Origin of the sequence: Devosia aquimaris (genome assembly GCF_020169335.1) — a bacterium.
Lineage (GTDB): Bacteria > Pseudomonadota > Alphaproteobacteria > Rhizobiales > Devosiaceae > Devosia > Devosia aquimaris.
Genome location: NZ_JAIEZN010000002.1, coordinates 1,069,709 through 1,087,890 on the forward strand (window position 1 = coordinate 1,069,709; position 18,182 = coordinate 1,087,890).

Sequence of the window (18,182 nt, forward strand, 5' to 3'; positions counted from 1 at the left end):
GGGCGCGGGGCTGTATCGCCGCCCGGGTCACGCAGCGCCGCCGCATGTCCGGCAAAGCAGGGAGCCTGTCGATGGATTTTGGTGGACGCTATATCATTGGGGCGCCACGCGTTGCCGTCTGGGCTGCACTCAACGAGGCGCCCATGCTCAAGGCTGCCATACCCGGTTGCCATCGCATCGATTGGACCGGTCCGGATACGCTCGAGCTCGAGATCAAGGTCAATCTCGGCGTGGTCCATCCGGTGTTCAAGGGCGATCTGGCGCTGAGCAATATCGTGCCTGCCGAGCGATACACGCTCTCGGGCAAGGGGCGCGGTGGACTGTTGGGGCTGGCCGAGGGCTCGGCAGACATCGTGCTGTCCGACCAGGGTGACGAGACGCTGCTGGTCTTTGCCGCCCAAGGGGGCGCCTCCGGGCAGTTGATCAAGCTGGGCAAGGCCATGATCGGCAATGCGGCGCAGAAAGTGATCGACGGCTTTTTTGAGCGCTTCGGCGCCGCCATGGGCGCCAGCGTTACCCCCCTGCCGCCACAGGCGCCGCAGGAGCCTGCTTAACCTTTGCTTTACCACGCCGCGTTCGGCCTCACGCCGATCACAACAAAGGCTAAATCGGGCATGATTGGATGGGTGTCCAAACCGGCGCATTTGAAGCAAATTGTCATGACCACCCAGACCCGCGACACCATTGCCCTGTTCTCCATCGCTGCCACTGCCGTGCTGGCAGTGCTCTATGCCGATGTCGATCTCAGCGAGATTTTCCTGCGTCTGCTGGCGCGCCTCTAGGCCCGCATCCGCTGTCATGAGCCCGTCGTAACAAAGCCCGGGGAAATTTGACCATTCGGAAAAATTTCCCCGATTCCCTCTTGCAGCCTCCGCATTTGCACGATTGTATCGTCCGCTAGAGCACGCAGAGTGGGCGCCAAAGCCAGGCTTGAGCGCAGGCGTGTCACACAGGGAGACGACCTCGATGACATTTTCTACCTTCACCAAGGCCATTGCCGGCGGCGTTGCGCTGAGCGCGATCCTCACCGGTGCCGCGCTCGCCGATCCCGCGCTGATCTATGATGGCGGCGGCAAGTTCGACAAATCCTTCAACGAAAGCGCCTACACCGGCGCCGAAAAGTACAAGGCCGAGACCGGCGGCAGCTACTCGGACCTCGAAATCACCGGCGACGCGCAGCGCGAGCAGGCCATCCGCCAGTTCGCCACCAAGGGCTTCTCGCCCATTCTGGTCCCTGGCTTCTCCTGGGCAACGGCGCTGCAGACCGTGGCTCCCGAGTTCCCCGACACCAACTTCGTGATCATCGACAGCGTTGTTGACCTGCCGAACGTCCGTTCGGTGGTCTTCAAGGAACAGGAAGGCTCCTACCTCGTTGGTATCCTGGCTGCCATGAAGTCGGAAACCGGCAAGATCGGCGTTGTGCCGGCGTTCAACTTCGAGCTGCTCGAGAAGTTCGCTTGCGGCTACAAGGAAGGCGCAAAGTCGGTCAATCCCGATATCGAAGTGCTTGAGACCTATGTCGGCGCTGGCTTTGAGGCCTTCAACGATCCGGCAAAGGCCGCTGAAGTGACCCGCTCGCAGCTCGATCAGGGCGTCGACGTGGTGTTCCAGGTGGCTGGCGGCGCTGGCGCAGGCGTCCTGCAGGCAGCTGCCGACGCTGGCAAGTTCGGCATCGGTGTCGACAGCAACCAGAACTATCTGCACCCCGGCAACGTGCTGACCTCGATGCTCAAGCGCGTCGACGTCGCCACCTACAATGCCTTCATGGATGAGAAGAACGGCACCTTCACCCCTGGTGTTGTCACCCTGGGTCTGGCCGAAGCCGGCGTTGGCGCTGCCTTCGACGAATTCAATGCCGACCTGATCACCCCCGAAATGAAGGCAGCCGTCGAGGACGCATCGGCCAAGATCGCCTCCGGCGAAATCGTCGTGCACGACTTCATGTCGGACAAGGCCTGCCCGGTCTGACGGCGCACAGAACGCAGCCATAATGGCGACGCTCACCCCAAACTCGGAGCAGCGGCTGAATTCAGCCGCTGCTCTGCCCGCCGCCATCGAGCTTGATGGCATCAACAAGCATTTCGGCCCCGTGCATGCCAACCGCGATATCCACCTGTCGGTGACGCGCGGCACGGTGCACGGAATCGTCGGCGAAAATGGCGCCGGCAAGTCGACGTTGATGTCCATCCTCTATGGCTTCTATACCGCCGACAGCGGAACCATCCGCGTGGGCGGCAAGGCCGTGACCATCACAGACAGCCGCCATGCGCTGGCCCTGGGGATCGGCATGGTGCACCAGCATTTCATGCTGGTCGACAATTTCACTGTCATCGAGAACATCGTGCTGGGCGCCGAGGATTCCGCGCTGCTCGGCCGCACGCTCAGCAAGGCCAGGGCGCAGCTCAAGCAGCTGGCGACCGACTATGGCCTGGAAGTCGACCCCGATGCGCTGATCGAGGATCTCTCGGTGGGGCAGCAGCAGCGCGTCGAGATCCTCAAGGCGCTCTATCGTGGCGCCGACATCCTTATCCTGGACGAGCCCACGGGCGTGCTGACGCCGGCCGAGGCCGACCATTTGTTCCGCATCCTGCGCAAGCTGCGCGATGAGGGCAAAACCATCATCCTGATCACGCACAAGCTGCGCGAGATCATGGCCATTACCGACGAGGTGTCGGTGATGCGCCAGGGCGCCATGGTCAAGACATTGACCACAAGCCAGACCAATCCGGGCGAACTGGCCGAGCTCATGGTCGGTCGCCGCGTGCTGCTGCGCGTGGAAAAGGGCCCCGCCAACCCCGGCAAGGTCATGCTGGCCGTCGACAAGCTGGTCGTCACCGACGATCTGGGCGTGGAGCGCGTCAAGTCGGTGAGCTTTGAGGTGCGTGCCGGCGAAATCGTGGGCATCGCCGGTGTGGCCGGCAATGGCCAGTCCGAACTGCTCGAAGCCATTTCCGGCATGCGCGATCAGTCCTCGGGTCAGGTGCTCGTCAATGGCCAGCCCGTCTCGGCCTTTGGCGACGACGGCGCGGCGCGCCTGCGTGAAGTCGGTCTCGCCCATGTCCCGGAGGACCGGCTGCGCATGGGTCTGGTGACCAATTTCCTCGAGTGGGAAAACGCCATCCTGGGCTACCAGAATGACTATGGCCAGGGCCTGGGGCTCGACATTGGCAAGGCCAAGGCAGAAGCGCGCGAGCGCATCGCCCAATATGATATCCGCCCGGCCAATACCGACCTCAAGTCGGCCAATTTCTCGGGCGGCAACCAGCAGAAGATCGTGCTGGCCCGCGAGATGGAGCGCAACCCCGATGTGCTGATCGTCGGCCAGCCGACGCGCGGCGTCGATATCGGCGCCATCGAGTTCATCCACAACCAGATCATCAAGATGCGCGACGCGGGCAAGGCCATCCTGCTCGTCTCGGTGGAGCTGGACGAAATCCGCGCCCTGTCGGACCGCATTCTGGTGCTGTTCGATGGTGAAATCGTCGGCGAAGCCGATCCGGCCACCGCCGACGAGGGCGAGCTGGGCCTGCTGATGGCCGGCGTGCACGAGGGCCACGAGCCCGATGCCGCTGCGCGCCTGCCTGAACATGTGACACCGGTGGAGAAGACCCTGACCGAAATGTCGCCTAAGACCGATAGGGATATTCGCTGATGAGCGCCCGCGTGCCCTTGCCCCGCTGGGTCGATATTGCCCTGTTGCCGCTGCTCAATGTGGTGCTCGCCTTTCTGATCGGCGGCATCGTGGTGGTCATGGTCGGCCAGAACCCGCTCGAAGCGGTCGGCATCATGCTCTATGGCGCCTTCGGCTATGGCAGCGGCTTTGGCTATACGCTCTACTACACCACCGACTTCATCTTTGCTGGCCTCGCCGTCTCGCTGGCCTATCATGCGGGCCTGTTCAACATCGGGCCGGAGGGGCAGGCTTATGTTGCCGGCCTCGGCGTGATCCTTGTGGCGCTGGGCCTCAATGGCCAGCCCTGGTTGATCACGGTGCCTGCCATGATCGTTGCCGGTGCGCTGTTTGGCGCGGGCTGGGCGTTCATCCCCGGCTATCTGCAGGCCAAGCGTGGCAGCCACATCGTCATCACCACGATCCTGTTCAACTTCATCGCCGTCTCGATGATGGGCTACATCATCTCCAAGATCTTGAAGCCCGCCAATGTCGGCTCCGACGAGAGCGCGCCCATCGACGCCGTCAGCCGCGTCCCGCAGCTGCGCCTGTTCTGGGACCTGTTCAAGAACTCGCCGGTCAACATCTCGTTCTTTCTGGCGCTGATCGCACTGGTCGCCGTCTACTGGCTGATCTGGCATTCCAAGTTCGGCTTTGCCATGCGGGCGCTGGGCCATAACCCGACGGCCGCACGCTATGCCGGCATTTCCAATGCCAAGGTGATCATGATCACCATGGCCCTGGCTGGCGCGCTCGCCGGCATGGTCGCGGTCAACAATGTGGGCGGCGTCCAGGGTCGTCTTATCCTCAATTTCGTGTCCGGCGCCGGTTTCGTGGGCGTCGCCGTGGCCTTCATGGGCAAGGGCCACCCCATCGGCGTGGCGCTCTCGGCGCTGCTGTTCGGCGCCCTCTACCAGGGAGGGCAGGAGCTGGCTTTCTCCATGCCCGGCATCACCCGCGAGATGATCGTCACCATCCAGGCGCTGGTCATCCTGTTCACCGGTGCGATGGGCGACATGCTGCGCCCGCCGCTGGAGCGCATCTTCGGGCCGCGTGCCCAGGCCAGGGCAGGGGACGTCTGATGGGCTATTATACCGATCTCATCCTGATCCTGGATTCCACCGTCCGGCTGGCCATTCCGCTGATCCTGGCCTGTCTGGCCGGGCTCTATTCGGAACGCGCCGGCATTGTCGACATCGGGCTTGAAGGCAAGCTGCTGGGCTCGGCCTTTGGCGCTGCGGCTACGGCGGCCGTCACCGGCTCGGCCTGGATGGGTCTGTTTGCCGGTGTTGGCGTTGCCCTGGGCATGTCCGCCATCCACGGTATTGCCTCGATCAATCTCAAGGGCAACCAGACCATTTCGGGCGTGGCGCTCAACTTCCTTGCCGCGGGCCTCACCACATTCCTCGGCCAAAGCTGGTTCCATCGCGGTGGCTTCACGCCCCAGCTGAGTGGCGACCAGCGCTTTGGCCCCATCACGCTGCCATTTGCCCCCGAACTGGCCAATGTGCCGGTCATCGGCGGCCTCTATTCCGAGCTGATCTCGGGCCACAATATCCTGGCCTATGTCGCCTTCATCGCCGTGCCGGTGACGGCCTGGGTGCTGTTCTCCACGCGCTTCGGTCTGCGCCTGCGCGCCGTGGGTGAAAACCCCAAGGCGCTCGATACTGCCGGCATCTCGGTGACGCTGCTGCGCTATCAGGCGCTCATTATCACCGCCGTGCTGGTCGGCATCGGCGGCACTTACCTCTCGATCGCCCAGTCGGCGGGCTTTAACAACAACATGTCCGCCGGGCGTGGTTACATCGCGCTGGCCGCGCTGATCTTTGCCAAGTGGAAGCCCTGGCCGGCGCTGGCGACCTGCCTGCTGTTCGGCTTCCTGGACGCGCTGCAGTTCCGTCTGCAGGGCGTGCAGTTCCCCTACATCGGCGAGGTGCCGGTGCAGGCCATACAGGTCCTGCCCTATCTGCTCACGATCATCCTGCTGGCCGGATTTATTGGCCGCGCTGTCGCGCCCAAGGCCAGCGGCATTCCCTATACCAAGGAGCGCTAGCCACGGCTGGCGTCACACAGATGTCGAACACAGTCACCGACCAGGCCCTCTACGAGGCCGCCGAAGCCATTCGCGCCAAGGCCTATGCGCCCTATTCCCGCTTCTCGGTGGGGGCCGCCATTCTCGCCGACGACGGCAAGATCTATTCCGGCTGCAATATCGAGAACGCCGCCTATCCGCAGGGCAATTGCGCCGAGGCCTCGGCCATCGCCGCCATGATCGCCGGCGGCGCCCGGCGCATCACCCGCATCTATGTCACCGGCCCCGGCGCGGCACCCGTCACCCCCTGCGGTGGTTGCCGCCAGCGCATCCGCGAATTCGCTGACCTTGACGTCACGGTGATTTCCCATGGTGTCGAGGGCGCGCCGCTGGCCTGCACGCTCGAACAGCTGCTGCCCCATAGCTTTGGCCCGGAGTACCTGCCGAAATGACCAAGGCCGCCAAGATCATCCAGAAGATCGCCGGCAAGGAGCCCGTGGCCGCTGCCATCGTGCTCGGTTCGGGCCTGTCGGCCATCGGCCACCTGCTCGCCGACAAGCTGACCATCCCCTATTCAGAGCTCAAGGGCTTTCCCGGTGGCGGCGTGTCCGGCCATGGGCGCGACCTGTTGATCGGTACGCTCGGCGGCAAGCGCGTTGCCGTGCTCACCGGGCGCCAGCACTATTACGAACACGGCAATGCTGCCGCCATGCGCCCGGCTCTGGAGGCCATGGCCGAAATTGGCGCCGAGACGCTGCTGCTGACCAATTCGGCCGGCTCGCTTGATGAGCGCTTCCAGCCGGGCGATCTGATGATGCTGTCCGATCACATCAACTACGCCGGCATGAACCCGCTGATCGGCGAGCCCACCGACCGCCGTTTTGTGAACATGGTCAATTGCTATGACCCTGAACTGCGCGACAAGGCGCAGCGCCGTGCTGCCGCGCTCGACATCAAGCTCGGGCAGGGCATCTACCTGTGGTATTCCGGCCCGAGCTTTGAGACCGTGGCCGAGATCCAGATGGCGGTGCGCCTGGGCGCCAATGCGGTCGGCATGTCCACCGCGCCCGAAGTGATCCTGGGACGGTTCCTGGGCCTCAAGGTCTGGGCCTGCTCGTCCATCACCAATATGGGCGCGGGCCTGTCGAGCGAGAACATCAGCCATGAGCATACCAAGATCATGGCGGTACAGGGCGCCGAGAAGCTGAAAAGGCTCATACCGGCGCTGGTGGAGGAGCTATGAGCCTGCGAGTCGTCGATACCAGCCAGACCCACACGCCGCACAAGCGCAATCCCGGCTTCCCGCTCGATCTCGACTGGGTCGAGCGCGTGCGCATGAACCGCTCCGCTCTGGAGCGCCGCGCCGGCGGCATCGGTGCGCGCCGCACCGTCAAGAAGGATTACCAGCTCGCCTGGCTGCTCAAGGCCATCACGCTGATGGACCTGACTACCCTGAATGCAGACGACACCGATGGCCGCGTCGAGCGCCTCTGCGCCAAGGCCCGCCATCCGCTGCGCCAGGATATTCTGGATCGGCTCGACGTGCCCGGCCTGCGCATCCTGCCCGGCGCCGTCTGCGTCTATCATAGCTTCGTCAAGACGGCGGTGAACGCGCTCGAGGGCACCGGCATTCCGGTGGCCGCGGTGTCCACCGCCTTCCCGCATGGCCTGGCGCCGATCGAAACCAAGCTCAAGGAGATCGAGATGTCGGTCGCCGATGGGGCGCAGGAGATCGACATCGTCATCGAACGCGGCATGGTGCTGCGCCAGGACTGGCAGGGGCTCTACGACCAGATCCGCGCCTTCCGCAAGGCCTGCGGCAATGCCCATATCAAGACCATCCTGGGCACGGGCGAGCTGGCCACCCAGACCAATATCGCCAAGGCGAGCCTGGTCTGCATGTTGGCCGGCGCCGACTTCATCAAGACCTCGACCGGCAAGGAAAAGGTCAATGCCAATCTGGTCACCAGCCTGACCATGATCCGCATGATCCGCTGGTTTGCCGAAGAGACCGGCATTGAGATTGGCTACAAGCCCGCCGGCGGCATCGCCAAGGCCGCCGATGCCCTCAAATACATGGCGCTGATGAAGGAAGAGCTGGGGACGCATTGGCTACAGCCCCATCTGTTCCGTTTCGGCGCCAGCTCGCTGCTGACCGATATCGAACGGCAGCTCGAGCATGGGCTGACCGGCCACTACGCGGCAGATTATCGCCAGCCGATGGTGTGATGAGTGTTGGGCGCCGTGCGCCCACAAAACAGTCCGGTGGACTGTTTTGAACGAAGAACGCCCGGAGAGCTATGCTCGTAGGGCCCAGACACGCCGCAGACGCGATCCTTCTCCTTTCTCCCCATGCGGGAGAAAGTGCCTGAAGGGTCACCGAAATCGCGACAGCGAACTTCGGTTGGATGAGGGGGCGCCTGACGGCGCAGGAGAACCAGATGAACAAGATCGCGCAAATCTTCGAAAGTCTCGACTACGGCACGGCGCCCGAAGGCCCAGAGCAGGCCAATGCCTGGCTCGATAGCCACGGTCGCAAGTTCGGCCATTTCATCGATGGCGCCTTCACCAAGCCGGGCAAGACCTTCGCCAGCGACAATCCTGCGACGAGCGAGACCCTGGCGCAGATCAGCCATGGCAGCGCCGATGACGTCAACGCGGCGGTCAAGGCTGCCCGCACAGCCTTCAAGGGCTGGTCGGCCCTCTCGGGCTATGAGCGCGGCAAATATCTCTATGCCATCGCCCGCGCCGTCCAGAAGCATGCGCGCCTCTTCGCCGTGCTCGAGACCATGGACAATGGCAAGCCCATCCGCGAAAGCCGCGATGTCGATATTCCGCTGGTCGCGCGCCATTTCTACCACCACGCCGGCTGGGCGCAGCACCTGAGCCGCGAATTCCCCGATGCCGTGCCCTATGGCGTCTGCGGCCAGATCATCCCCTGGAATTTCCCGCTGCTGATGCTGGCCTGGAAGATCGCGCCGGCCCTCGCCGCCGGCAATACCGTCGTGCTCAAGCCCGCCGAATTCACCTCGCTGACCGCGCTCCTGTTCGCCGAGATTTGCGACCGCGTTGGCCTGCCCAAGGGCGTGGTCAATATCGTCACCGGCGAGGGCGACACCGGCCAGGCCATCGTCGGTCATGAGGGCATCGACAAGATCGCCTTCACCGGCTCCACCGAAGTGGGCAAGGCCATCCGCGCCGCCACCGCCGGCAGCGGCAAGGGATTGAGCCTCGAGCTGGGCGGCAAGAGCCCCTACATTGTCTTCGAAGATGCCGATATCGACAGCGCCATCGAGGGCCTGGTCGACGCCATCTGGTTCAACCAGGGCCAGGTCTGCTGCGCCGGCTCGCGCCTTCTGGTGCAGGAGAGCATCGAGGAGCGCTTCATCGCCAAGCTCAAGCTGCGCATGGCGAGCCTGCGCGTCGGCGATCCGCTCGACAAGTCCATCGACATTGGCGCGCTCGTTGCCCCGGTGCAGGTCGAACGCATCCGCGATTTGATGAAGCGCGGCGCCGCCGAAGGCGCGGTGATCTATGAGGCCGATGGTCCGGTGCCCGCCAAGGGCTGTTTCCTCAAGCCGGCGCTGGTCACTCATGTCTCGCCCGCCAATACGCTGGTGGCTGAGGAGGTTTTCGGGCCCGTGCTGGTCGCCATGAGCTTCCGCACGCCCGAAGAGGCGGTGGCGCTGGCCAACAACACCAAATATGGCCTCGCCGCCACCATCTGGAGCGAGAACATCAATCTGGCGCTCGACATCGCGCCGCAGATCAAGGCCGGCGTGGTCTGGATCAATGGCACCAATAATTTCGACGCCGCCGTCGGCTTCGGTGGCTACAAGGAATCCGGCTTTGGCCGCGAAGGTGGCCGCGAGGGCATGAGCGCCTATCTCAAGCCGGCCTGGGAAAAGGATCTCAAGCCCGCGCCAGCGGCCAAGCCCTTGGCCGCCAAGCCGGCCAATCCGCTCGATGCCGGCCATCTCGACCAGACTGCCAAGATGTATATCGGCGGCAAGCAGGCTCGCCCCGATAGCGGCTATTCCCGGCCGGTGCTGGGTCCCAAGGGCGAACTGGTCGGCGAAGTGGGCGACGGCAATCGCAAGGACATCCGCAATGCCGTGGAAGCCGCCCGGGCAGCGCTCGGCTGGTCCACCACGGCCGCACACAGCCGCGCGCAGATCCTCTATTTCCTGGCCGAAAACCTTGACTATCGCCGCGACGAATTTGCTGCCCGCATCAAGGCGCAGACCGGTCAGGATGGCGCCGAGGAAGTCGCGCTCTCCGTCGAACGCCTCTTCGCCTTCGCTGGCTGGGCCGACAAATATGATGGCGCCGTCCACAATCCGCCGCTGCGCGCCGTCGCCGCCGCCATGGTCGAGCCGCTGGGTGTCATGGGCATTGTCGCGCCGCCCTCGCGGCCGCTGCTCGGCTCGATCGCCCTGATCGCCCCGGCCCTGGCCATGGGCAATACCGTGGTGCTGGTGCCGTCCGCGCAGTCGCCGCTCTCGGTCACCGACCTCTACCAGGTCATCGAGACCTCGGACGTGCCCTCTGGCGTGATCAATATCGTCACCGGCGACAGCGTGGCTCTCGCCAAGACGCTGGCCGAGCACGATGGGGTCGATGGGCTGTGGTTTGCCGGCAATGCCGAAGCTTCGGCCATGGTCGAGAAGGCCTCGATCAGCAATCTCAAGCAGACCTGGACCAGTCGCGGCCTCTACTACGATCTGGCTGATCGCCGCTTTGAGGGCGACTATTTCCTGGCCAAGGCAACGCAGGTCAAGAACGTGTGGATCCCATACGGAGCCTGAGCATGGACGATAAGCTCACGGTGGAAAATGTCGGGCAGCCCGGCAAGACCTACCGCGTGGACGCCGCCAAATACCAGGCCATGCGCGACGCGATGCTGATGGTTCTGCCCCAGCAGGCGCCGGGCATGCCGGTCGCCGTGGTGATTGCCGCCGTCCGGCCGAACCTGCCCGATGCATTGTTCCCGGGCGGCGACACCGCCGGTTGGTGGGTCAAATGCGTTCAGCTCGATCTCGAAGCCAAGCGCGTCATTGCGCGCACCCCTTCTCCCGTCAGGCTCTACCGCCTGCAGTCAGGACACTGAATGGTCTTTCTCCCCCAGGAAGTGATCGCCCGGAAACGCGACGGCAAGACGCTGTCCGAAGCCGAGATCGCTGCCTTCATCGATGGCTTCACCCATGGCACGGTGTCCCATGCCCAGGCCGCAGCCTTTGCCATGGCTGTCTACTTCCAGGATATGACCATGCCCGAGCGCGTGGCGTTGACGCTCGCCATGCGCGACAGCGGCGACGTGCTCGACTGGTCCGATCTCGATGGCCCGGTGGCCGACAAGCATTCCACCGGCGGCGTCGGCGATAATGTCAGCCTGATGCTGGCGCCGATCCTGGCGGCCATGGGCATCTATGTGCCCATGATTTCCGGGCGCGGCCTTGGCCACACCGGCGGCACGCTCGACAAGTTCGACGCCATTCCGGGCTACCAGACCCAGCCCGACAATGCGCTGTTTCGCCAGGTGGTGCGCCAGGCCGGCTGCGCCATCATCGGCCAGACGGCCAATCTGGCTCCGGCCGACAAGGCGCTTTACGCCATCCGCGATGTGACCGGAACGGTCGAATCCATCCCGCTGATCACCGCCTCCATTCTGGCCAAGAAACTGGCGGCCGGGCTGGGCGCGCTGGTGCTCGACGTCAAGACTGGCTCGGGCGCCTTCATGCCGACGCTGGATGCCTCGCGTGCGCTGGCCGAGAGCCTGGTGTCCGTTGCCAATGGCGCCGGGCTCAAGACCGGCGCGCTGATCACCGACATGAACGAGCCCCTGGCCAGCGCGGCCGGGAATGGGCTTGAAGTGCGCAACGCCGTCGACTTCCTCACCGGTCGTCACCAGGACAGTCGGCTCCGGGAGGTGACGCTGGCACTGTGCGCTGTGGTGGCCGAGATGACGGGCACGGCTGCCACCATCGAGGCCGGCCGCCTTCTGGCCGAATCCGCGCTCGACAGCGGCCGTGCGGCCGAGCGCTTCTCGGTGATGGTGCATGCCCTGGGTGGGCCAGGTGACTTCATCGACAATATCGATACCCATCTGGCGCCGGCGCCCATTGTCCGCGACGTCTTCGCCGATTCCGAGGGTCTGGTGGCCGAGATCGACACCCGCGGCGTCGGCATGGCGGTGGTGGCCCTGGGCGGCGGCCGCACCATGCCCACGGACAGTATTGACCATCGTGTCGGTTTCGACCGGTTGGCGGGTCTGGGCGCCACGCTCGATCCCACCCGCCCCATTGCCCGACTGCATGCTCGCGACCACGACAGTGCCGCCGAAGCCGAACGCCGCCTCAAGGCGGCTTATCGCCTGGGTGGCGCGGCCACCGTCCATGCGCTGATCGCCGACAGCGTCGTCCCCCTGGCGTCACAGAAAGCCTGATCCATGCCACGTGCCATTCTCTGCATTCTTGATAGCGTCGGTATCGGTGGCGCACCCGATGCTGCCAGCTATGGCGACGTTGGTTCCAACACAGTGGGCCATATCGCCCAATGGGCGGCCGAGGGCCGCGCCGACCGCGATGGCCTGCGCGCCGGCCCCTTGCAGATTCCAAATCTGGACGCGCTGGGCATGGGTGCCGCCATCGGGCTCTCGACGGGCACTGTCCCGCCAGGCCTCTCCAGCACCCCCAGGGGAGGGCGCTTTGGCGTGGGTCGTGAGGTCAGCCGCGGCAAGGATACGCCATCGGGCCATTGGGAAATTGCCGGTGTGCCGGTACCCTTCGATTGGGGCTATTTCCCCCAGACCGAGCCCAGCTTTCCGCCCGATCTGATTGCCGAATTCATCAAGCGGGCCAGGCTCCCCGGCATACTGGGCGACAAGCACGCCTCGGGTACCGATGTCATCGCCGCTCTGGGCGAGGAGCACATCCGCACCGGCAAGCCCATCTGCTACACCTCCATCGACTCGGTGTTCCAGATCGCGGCCCATGAGAGCCACTTCGGGCTCGACCGGCTCTATGAAATCTGCCAGATCGCCTTTGAGCTCACCGCGCCGCTGATGATCGGCCGCGTCATTGCCCGGCCGTTCGTGGGCGAGGACTCAGCCAGCTTCAAGCGTACCGGCAATCGGCGTGACTTCGCCATTGCACCGCCCGAGCCGACGCTGCTCGATCGCAACGCCGCCGCCGGCCACCAGGTCTATGCCATCGGCAAGATTTCGGACATCTATGCCGGCCATGGCGTGACCCACAAGATCAAGGGCACCGGCCTGGCCCAGCTGTTCGACAAGACGCTCGACGCCATGGAAATGGCCGCCGACAACGCCTTCATCATGACTAACTTCGTCGACTTCGACAGTGAATACGGCCATCGCCGCGACGTGCCGGGCTATGCAGCGGCGCTGGAATTCTTCGATGCGCAATTGCCCCGCATTATTGCCGCCATGCGACAGGACGATCTGCTGGTGCTGACCGCCGACCACGGCAACGACCCGACCTGGCCGGGAACCGACCACACGCGCGAACAGGTGCCCATCCTTGTCTTTTCCCCAAGCCTGGTGACAGCAGAGATTGGCATTCGCCCCACCTTCGCTGATATAGGTGAAAGTATCGCCCATTGGCTGGGGCTCGCGCCCGGACGCCATGGCAAGTCCTTTCTCTGAACCACGGGTGTTTTCATGAGCAACGTCACCGTCATCGATCACCCGCTGATCCAGCACAAGCTGACCATCATGCGCAACAAGGAGACCTCCATCGCGGGGTTCCGCCGGCTGCTGCGCGAGATCGCGCATCTGATGTGCTATGAGGTGACGCGCGATCTGGAACTCGAGATGATCCCGATCGAGACGCCGATGTCGCAGATGGACAGTCCCGCCATCAAGGGCAAGAAGCTGGTGTTTGCCTCCATCCTGCGCGCCGGCAATGGCCTGCTCGATGGCATGCTTGACCTGGTGCCCGCCGCCCGCGTGGCCCATATCGGCATCTACCGCGACCACGAGACGCTCGAGCCTGTGGAATACTACTTCAAGGCCCCCAGCCAGCTCGAGGATCGCCTGATCATCGTCGTCGATCCCATGCTGGCCACCGGCAATTCGGCGACGGCGGCGATCGAGAAGCTCAAGGAACGCGGCGCCAACAATATCCGCTTCCTCTGCCTGCTCGCCGCGCCCGAGGGTATCGAGAACTTCTCGGCGGCCCATCCTGACGTCCCGGTGTTTACCGCCTCGATCGACAGCCACCTCAATGAGAAGGGCTATATCGTTCCGGGCCTGGGCGACGCCGGTGACCGCATGTACGGCACCAAGTAAGCCATCCCGCGCGCCGGCCCCGCATCGGGTGAGGCGCTGCCTCTCCCGTCACGATCCAATCACAGGCGGAACGCCATGACCAAGTTCGTCCATTCCATGCTGCGCGTGCTCGACGAGGCCCGCGCCATCGATTTCTACACCCGGGCCTTCGGCCTGCGGATCGCCGACCGCTTGGTCTTCGCCGATTTCACGCTGGTGTATCTGACGGCACAAGATGGCCCGTTCGAGCTGGAGCTGACCATCAACCACGGTCGCACCGAGCCCTATGCGCTGGGTGACGGCTACGGCCACCTGGCGCTTGTGGTCGATGACCTCGATGCCGAGCATGCAAGGCTGGCCGGGCTGGGTCTGGCGCCCGGCAAGCTGATCGATTTCAAGAATGGCGACACACCGGTCGGCCGCTTCTTCTTCATCACCGACCCCGATGGCTACAAGATCGAGGTCATCCAGAAGGGCGGCCGCTTCGGTTAGGGGTGGCTACTTCGCCTTGAGTGGCAGGCCCAGGGCAATCAGCTCCTTGCGCAGCATCACCGGATCCTTGAAGTGGATGCCATGCATGCCGAACTTGCGCGCCGAGATGATATTGGGCTCGCTGTCGTCGATGAACACGCAGTTTTCCGCGGCAATGCCATAGCGCTCGCAGAACACGCGGTAGAGGCGCGGGTCGGGCTTGACCAGGTTTTCCAGGCCCGAGACGACCACGCCGTCGAACTTCTCCAGGAACGGCCATTCGCCCAGGCAGCTCACCCATTTCTCCCAGGAGAAATTGGTGATGGCAAAGGTCGGGATCTCCTGCTCGATCAACTCGTCATGGATGTCGATCGTGCCCTGGATGAAGCCGCCCAGGGTTTCCTTCCAGCGCAGGTCGAAGGCCTGGATTTCGCGCCAGTATTTGGGGAAGCGCGTGATCAGCTTGGCCACGCCCTCGGCATAGATTTCGCCGGCGTCGAATTCGAGGTTCCAGTCCAGCGTGCAGATGTTCTGCTGGAACCAGAGCGCGTCCTCCTCGCTGTCGAACAGCTTGCGGAACAGGTACATCGGGTTCCAGTCGACGAACACGCCGCCAAGATCGAACACGGGGACAAGCGTATCGGTCATAATGCTTCTGCCGCAAATAGGAGGGATCGTGCGCGGCTTTTGGCATGGGGGCACAAGCCGCGCAAGCCTGGCTCAAGCAGGGCTGCCGCGCTTTCGGGGCGAGGCGCGCCGCCGGTCAGTTCAGCACGATCTTCTCGCGGAAGCGGGGAATGAAGAAATTCTCCCGATACAGGGTCACCTTGTCGGTGAACACGATCCCATAGAGCGGTGGATAGCTGTAGCGGCTCTCGGCCACGATGACATAGAGCCCCTTGGAGATGGACACCACATCGGTCGGCAGCGCGTAGGCCGAGCCGACGGCGTGCTCACCCCCCGACACCAGGGACTGGTTCACATAGCGCTTGGACCAGTCCACCTTGGGATTGCCATTGCCATCGACATAGATCTGGCTGACGATCTGTTCGAGCGGTTCCACCGGATAGGGTGTCATCATGCCGCCGGCCACGCGCACGTAGTCGTTCAGCGTCGTCTGGGAAATTTCCCCGTCAGAGCGGGAAACCAGGTCGCCCACCGCGCCCGAAACCGACTGCACCTTGCGGTCCATGGCGATCAGCGAACTGCCCTCCATCATGCCGATGTAGACCAGCAGCATGATGGGCAGGATGAGGGCGAACTCGACCGCGGCGACGCCGCTGCGCTCGGCAGCAAGGCGGCGGAAGCAGCGCTGGAAAGCCTTGAGCGCCCGCATCAGTAGGGCTCGTTGCGGAACACGGTCGCCGCCGACAACAGGCGCTTGCCGTCGGGCAGATTGGCCAGCGACAGCCCACCCAGGTTCAGGATGATGGGCCACTTGTAGTAGACCTCCACCAGCATGATGCTCGAACCTGTGCCGGCCCCATATTGCTCGCTGCGCGTCCAGCCGCATTCGCTGGTACAGCTGTAGTCGATTGGCGGTGAGATGGTGGCCGAAGCAAAGTCCGAGATGGTCTTGACCTCGATATGCAAGCCAGAGCAGTCCGGGAACAGACCATAGAGGCGGTCGCATATGGCGTTGCGGAAGTCGGCCGTGTTCGACATGGTGGTCTTGGCCACGCCGGTGCGGACCAGCCGGCTGGTATCGGCCACGGCACTATCCAGAAACTGGCTGGCCAGGAAGACCACCGAGGTCTCCAGGATTGCGCCCACGATCATGAAGAAGGGCAGGGCAAGCAGGCCCATCTCGACCGCCGTCGCGCCGCTCTGGTCGCGCCGGAACCCGCGCCACCGACGCGGTAGCACGGCTCGGCCGATCAGCGATCCCACAGTGATGGCCATCGATGCCCCTTTGCTTGTGGGGCGAGGCTAGCGGGACATGGCTAATTGAGTGTTATTGCGTCCAATTCCGGTGGAGCGGACTTTTGGCTTGGTTAGCAGCAGGTTAACGCCAGACTGGCGCTAGTTGCCCATATTACTCACGATCTGGGACGAGGCAACGGCGCGCCCCGAGAAGCCCGGATCGTCACCCATCATGATCGTATCCTGGCATATGGGCGCGCAGGACAGCGTGGTGCGCGACTGCCCCTGATAGACCGTGGTCAGGCCCGCCTGCATCTGGATCACCTCGATAAGCGTATCGGCGATCGGATTGCCGGCGGCGTCCAGAACGATCAGATTGGTCTGGCCGTAGCTCTTGCCGGTCAGGATCAGCGTCTGTGGATCCTGGATCGTCACATCGGCGATGCCCGGGTTACCCACAATCACCGTGGCGGCCGAAGCGTTGATCCGCAAGATGCGCGCCATGTTCACGTTCACATTGATCGGGGCGCCGTCCACAGCCCAGGCCGGCGGCGCCATCAGCAGGGGCGCGCACACAAGACCGATGGCAGCGAAGGCAGCGAGAATGGGACGCATGGTACTGTTCCGGCGACACGGGAAATGACCACGCCATTTTCTGCGCGAATGGTGAAGAAAGAGCAAACGTCCCCAAGCTGCCCAAAGCGCGTTACATCTAGACAGAATTTAGTAAAATGTGAAATTCTTCGTCGGCGATTTGCTTGATTGAGCAAGATCTGAAGTTCAAAGCCGGATTTACCAAATAGTAACCATAAGATATAGTTAATAGAGAGATGTAGATTTTCTTGATCAGTTGCTCTATATATCAGAGTGTCTGTCGCTATATGCTTGGGCGGCATTCTAAATTAACGCCTTGTCAATAAATCGGGCATAGCCTCGCTCTCATGTTCGATGTGTCACGTGTCGAACGATGGCGTCACCATGTGGCGTATTTTAATGGAGCCTGGGAATGAACCTCTTCGCACGTTTCGCAAAGGACGAGTCCGGCGCGACCGCTATCGAGTACGGCCTTATTGCCGCTCTCATCTCTGTCGGCATCATCGTTGCCGCTTCCGCTCTGGGCAACAGCCTGAGCAACCTGTTTACCGGTATCTCCGGCAAGCTGAACAACTCGACTTCCGGCAAGCTCTAATCGAGCTGTCGACTGTCCCATGAAGGCAGGGCCCGCTGTTGCGGTCCCTGCCTTTTTCTTTTTTGTTAACCCTTCGACAGCACTATCGCGCCGACCTGAAGCAGCCTTCCGAACTGGACGAGACAATGGACGCGGCGACCATGGGAGTCCTGGCAACTCTGGCCCTGTTCATCTTCCCCTTCGGCATGGCGGTGTCGGCTGCCTATGACCTGCTCACCATGACCATTCCCAACCGGCTTGTGCTTGGGCTGGTTGGCGGCTTCTTTGTCGTGGCGCTGCCAACAGGCGTGCCCTTGCCGGAAATTGGCGTCAACATCCTCATTGCGCTGGCTGTGCTTGTGGTGGGTTTCATCTTTTTTGCCCGGGGCTGGATCGGCGGCGGCGATGCCAAGCTCGCGGCGGCCACCACGCTCTGGCTCGGGCTGCATCTCACAGTGCCCTATCTCGTCTATGCTGCCTTTGGCGGTGGCATTCTGACACTGGCCATCCTGGGTCTGCGCCAGATGCCCATGATGCCGATCATCAGTCGCTATGCCTGGCTCGAGCGCCTGCATGATCGCTCTTCGGGCGTGCCCTATGGCATTGCCCTGGCCGCGGCAGGCCTGCTCACCTTTTCCAGCACCACCATCTTTGAACGCCTCACCAGCTGAACTGGCCTGGTTCGGGC

At 63.4% G+C, this 18,182-nt stretch carries 20 protein-coding genes and 1 pseudogene; 17 read left to right on the top strand and 4 right to left on the bottom strand.

The genetic code is table 11. The annotated features are described in order from the left end of the window. Positions 1–71 precede the first annotated feature (71 nt). From K1177_RS17900 to K1177_RS17965, 15 genes and pseudogenes are all read left to right on the top strand, one after another. Positions 72–554 carry a CoxG family protein gene (locus K1177_RS17900; RefSeq protein WP_224705567.1) on the top strand — a complete coding sequence of 161 codons (483 nt, stop codon included), beginning with the start codon at positions 72–74 and terminating at the stop codon, positions 552–554. Between the two features lie 105 nt (positions 555–659). Continuing rightward, positions 660–782 (top strand): hypothetical protein, encoded by a 123-nt coding sequence (locus K1177_RS18455; RefSeq protein WP_263574999.1) that lies wholly within the window; start codon positions 660–662, stop codon positions 780–782. Positions 783–966: 184 nt separating this feature from the next. Then, a complete protein-coding gene (locus K1177_RS17905; RefSeq protein ID WP_224705569.1) occupies positions 967–1,968 on the top strand; it encodes a BMP family lipoprotein in 1,002 nt (333 codons plus the stop codon). 22 nt (positions 1,969–1,990) lie between these two features. Continuing rightward, a pseudogene (locus tag K1177_RS17910) lies at positions 1,991–3,550 on the top strand (ABC transporter ATP-binding protein); the annotation flags it as partial. Positions 3,551–3,651: 101 nt separating this feature from the next. Further along, on the top strand, positions 3,652–4,752 hold the full coding sequence (locus K1177_RS17915) for an ABC transporter permease (RefSeq protein WP_224705571.1): 1,101 nt from the start codon (positions 3,652–3,654) through the stop codon (positions 4,750–4,752). Beyond that, complete coding sequence (locus tag K1177_RS17920; protein WP_224705573.1) at positions 4,752–5,723, top strand: ABC transporter permease; 972 nt, start codon at positions 4,752–4,754, stop codon at positions 5,721–5,723. The genes K1177_RS17915 and K1177_RS17920 overlap by 1 nt, the downstream gene beginning before the upstream one ends. A 20-nt stretch (positions 5,724–5,743) precedes the next feature. Next, positions 5,744–6,154, top strand: a complete 411-nt coding sequence (locus K1177_RS17925; protein ID WP_224705575.1) for a cytidine deaminase — start codon at positions 5,744–5,746, stop codon at positions 6,152–6,154. Continuing rightward, positions 6,151–6,945, top strand: a complete 795-nt coding sequence (locus K1177_RS17930) for a purine-nucleoside phosphorylase (protein ID WP_224705577.1) — start codon at positions 6,151–6,153, stop codon at positions 6,943–6,945. The genes K1177_RS17925 and K1177_RS17930 overlap by 4 nt, the downstream gene beginning before the upstream one ends. After that, complete coding sequence (gene deoC / locus K1177_RS17935) at positions 6,942–7,931, top strand: deoxyribose-phosphate aldolase (protein WP_224705579.1); 990 nt, start codon at positions 6,942–6,944, stop codon at positions 7,929–7,931. The genes K1177_RS17930 and deoC overlap by 4 nt, the downstream gene beginning before the upstream one ends. 212 nt (positions 7,932–8,143) lie before the next feature. After that, entirely contained in the window at positions 8,144–10,510 is a 2,367-nt protein-coding gene (locus K1177_RS17940) for an aldehyde dehydrogenase family protein (RefSeq protein WP_224705581.1), read from the top strand. A 2-nt stretch (positions 10,511–10,512) separates the two neighbouring features. After that, positions 10,513–10,812 carry a DUF6958 family protein gene (locus K1177_RS17945; RefSeq protein ID WP_224705583.1) on the top strand — a complete coding sequence of 100 codons (300 nt, stop codon included), beginning with the start codon at positions 10,513–10,515 and terminating at the stop codon, positions 10,810–10,812. Then, on the top strand, positions 10,813–12,147 hold the full coding sequence (deoA, locus tag K1177_RS17950) for a thymidine phosphorylase (RefSeq protein ID WP_224705589.1): 1,335 nt from the start codon (positions 10,813–10,815) through the stop codon (positions 12,145–12,147). A gap of 3 nt (positions 12,148–12,150) precedes the next feature. Then, complete coding sequence (locus tag K1177_RS17955) at positions 12,151–13,368, top strand: phosphopentomutase (RefSeq protein WP_224705591.1); 1,218 nt, start codon at positions 12,151–12,153, stop codon at positions 13,366–13,368. A 15-nt stretch (positions 13,369–13,383) separates the two neighbouring features. Then, complete coding sequence (gene upp / locus K1177_RS17960) at positions 13,384–14,013, top strand: uracil phosphoribosyltransferase (protein ID WP_224705593.1); 630 nt, start codon at positions 13,384–13,386, stop codon at positions 14,011–14,013. Positions 14,014–14,088: 75 nt separating this feature from the next. Further along, a complete protein-coding gene (locus tag K1177_RS17965) occupies positions 14,089–14,484 on the top strand; it encodes a VOC family protein (protein WP_224705595.1) in 396 nt (131 codons plus the stop codon). A 6-nt stretch (positions 14,485–14,490) separates the two neighbouring features. Here K1177_RS17965 and K1177_RS17970 read toward each other — a convergent pair whose 3' ends face one another. From K1177_RS17970 to K1177_RS17985, 4 genes are all read right to left on the bottom strand, one after another. Continuing rightward, the gene (locus K1177_RS17970; protein WP_224705597.1) at positions 14,491–15,111 is read right to left on the bottom strand and encodes an HAD family hydrolase; all 621 of its coding nucleotides are present in this window, start codon (positions 15,109–15,111) and stop codon (positions 14,491–14,493) included. A gap of 115 nt (positions 15,112–15,226) precedes the next feature. Then, positions 15,227–15,799, bottom strand: a complete 573-nt coding sequence (locus tag K1177_RS17975) for a TadE/TadG family type IV pilus assembly protein (protein ID WP_224705599.1) — start codon at positions 15,797–15,799, stop codon at positions 15,227–15,229. Further along, positions 15,799–16,365 (bottom strand): TadE/TadG family type IV pilus assembly protein, encoded by a 567-nt coding sequence (locus K1177_RS17980; RefSeq protein ID WP_224705601.1) that lies wholly within the window; start codon positions 16,363–16,365, stop codon positions 15,799–15,801. The genes K1177_RS17975 and K1177_RS17980 overlap by 1 nt, the downstream gene beginning before the upstream one ends. A 120-nt stretch (positions 16,366–16,485) precedes the next feature. After that, positions 16,486–16,941, bottom strand: a complete 456-nt coding sequence (locus K1177_RS17985; protein WP_224705602.1) for a pilus assembly protein N-terminal domain-containing protein — start codon at positions 16,939–16,941, stop codon at positions 16,486–16,488. A 391-nt stretch (positions 16,942–17,332) separates the two neighbouring features. Here K1177_RS17985 and K1177_RS17990 point away from each other — a divergent pair, with 391 nt between their 5' ends. Beyond that, a complete protein-coding gene (locus tag K1177_RS17990) occupies positions 17,333–17,515 on the top strand; it encodes a Flp family type IVb pilin (protein ID WP_224705609.1) in 183 nt (60 codons plus the stop codon). Between the two features lie 125 nt (positions 17,516–17,640). Next, complete coding sequence (locus K1177_RS17995) at positions 17,641–18,165, top strand: A24 family peptidase (RefSeq protein WP_224705611.1); 525 nt, start codon at positions 17,641–17,643, stop codon at positions 18,163–18,165. Positions 18,166–18,182 lie beyond the last annotated feature (17 nt).

What these genes read in the sequence shown, in the direction of transcription:
- K1177_RS17900 (WP_224705567.1), top strand. Translation starts at nt 72, where the DNA reads ATGGATTTTGGTGGACGCTATATCATTGGGGCGCCACGCGTTGCCGTC.
- K1177_RS18455 (WP_263574999.1), top strand. Translation starts at nt 660, where the DNA reads ATGACCACCCAGACCCGCGACACCATTGCCCTGTTCTCCATCGCTGCC.
- K1177_RS17905 (WP_224705569.1), top strand. Translation starts at nt 967, where the DNA reads ATGACATTTTCTACCTTCACCAAGGCCATTGCCGGCGGCGTTGCGCTG.
- K1177_RS17915 (WP_224705571.1), top strand. Translation starts at nt 3,652, where the DNA reads ATGAGCGCCCGCGTGCCCTTGCCCCGCTGGGTCGATATTGCCCTGTTG.
- K1177_RS17920 (WP_224705573.1), top strand. Translation starts at nt 4,752, where the DNA reads ATGGGCTATTATACCGATCTCATCCTGATCCTGGATTCCACCGTCCGG.
- K1177_RS17925 (WP_224705575.1), top strand. Translation starts at nt 5,744, where the DNA reads ATGTCGAACACAGTCACCGACCAGGCCCTCTACGAGGCCGCCGAAGCC.
- K1177_RS17930 (WP_224705577.1), top strand. Translation starts at nt 6,151, where the DNA reads ATGACCAAGGCCGCCAAGATCATCCAGAAGATCGCCGGCAAGGAGCCC.
- deoC (WP_224705579.1), top strand. Translation starts at nt 6,942, where the DNA reads ATGAGCCTGCGAGTCGTCGATACCAGCCAGACCCACACGCCGCACAAG.
- K1177_RS17940 (WP_224705581.1), top strand. Translation starts at nt 8,144, where the DNA reads ATGAACAAGATCGCGCAAATCTTCGAAAGTCTCGACTACGGCACGGCG.
- K1177_RS17945 (WP_224705583.1), top strand. Translation starts at nt 10,513, where the DNA reads ATGGACGATAAGCTCACGGTGGAAAATGTCGGGCAGCCCGGCAAGACC.
- deoA (WP_224705589.1), top strand. Translation starts at nt 10,813, where the DNA reads ATGGTCTTTCTCCCCCAGGAAGTGATCGCCCGGAAACGCGACGGCAAG.
- K1177_RS17955 (WP_224705591.1), top strand. Translation starts at nt 12,151, where the DNA reads ATGCCACGTGCCATTCTCTGCATTCTTGATAGCGTCGGTATCGGTGGC.
- upp (WP_224705593.1), top strand. Translation starts at nt 13,384, where the DNA reads ATGAGCAACGTCACCGTCATCGATCACCCGCTGATCCAGCACAAGCTG.
- K1177_RS17965 (WP_224705595.1), top strand. Translation starts at nt 14,089, where the DNA reads ATGACCAAGTTCGTCCATTCCATGCTGCGCGTGCTCGACGAGGCCCGC.
- K1177_RS17970 (WP_224705597.1), bottom strand. Translation starts at nt 15,111, where the DNA reads ATGACCGATACGCTTGTCCCCGTGTTCGATCTTGGCGGCGTGTTCGTC.
- K1177_RS17975 (WP_224705599.1), bottom strand. Translation starts at nt 15,799, where the DNA reads ATGCGGGCGCTCAAGGCTTTCCAGCGCTGCTTCCGCCGCCTTGCTGCC.
- K1177_RS17980 (WP_224705601.1), bottom strand. Translation starts at nt 16,365, where the DNA reads ATGGCCATCACTGTGGGATCGCTGATCGGCCGAGCCGTGCTACCGCGT.
- K1177_RS17985 (WP_224705602.1), bottom strand. Translation starts at nt 16,941, where the DNA reads ATGCGTCCCATTCTCGCTGCCTTCGCTGCCATCGGTCTTGTGTGCGCG.
- K1177_RS17990 (WP_224705609.1), top strand. Translation starts at nt 17,333, where the DNA reads ATGAACCTCTTCGCACGTTTCGCAAAGGACGAGTCCGGCGCGACCGCT.
- K1177_RS17995 (WP_224705611.1), top strand. Translation starts at nt 17,641, where the DNA reads ATGGACGCGGCGACCATGGGAGTCCTGGCAACTCTGGCCCTGTTCATC.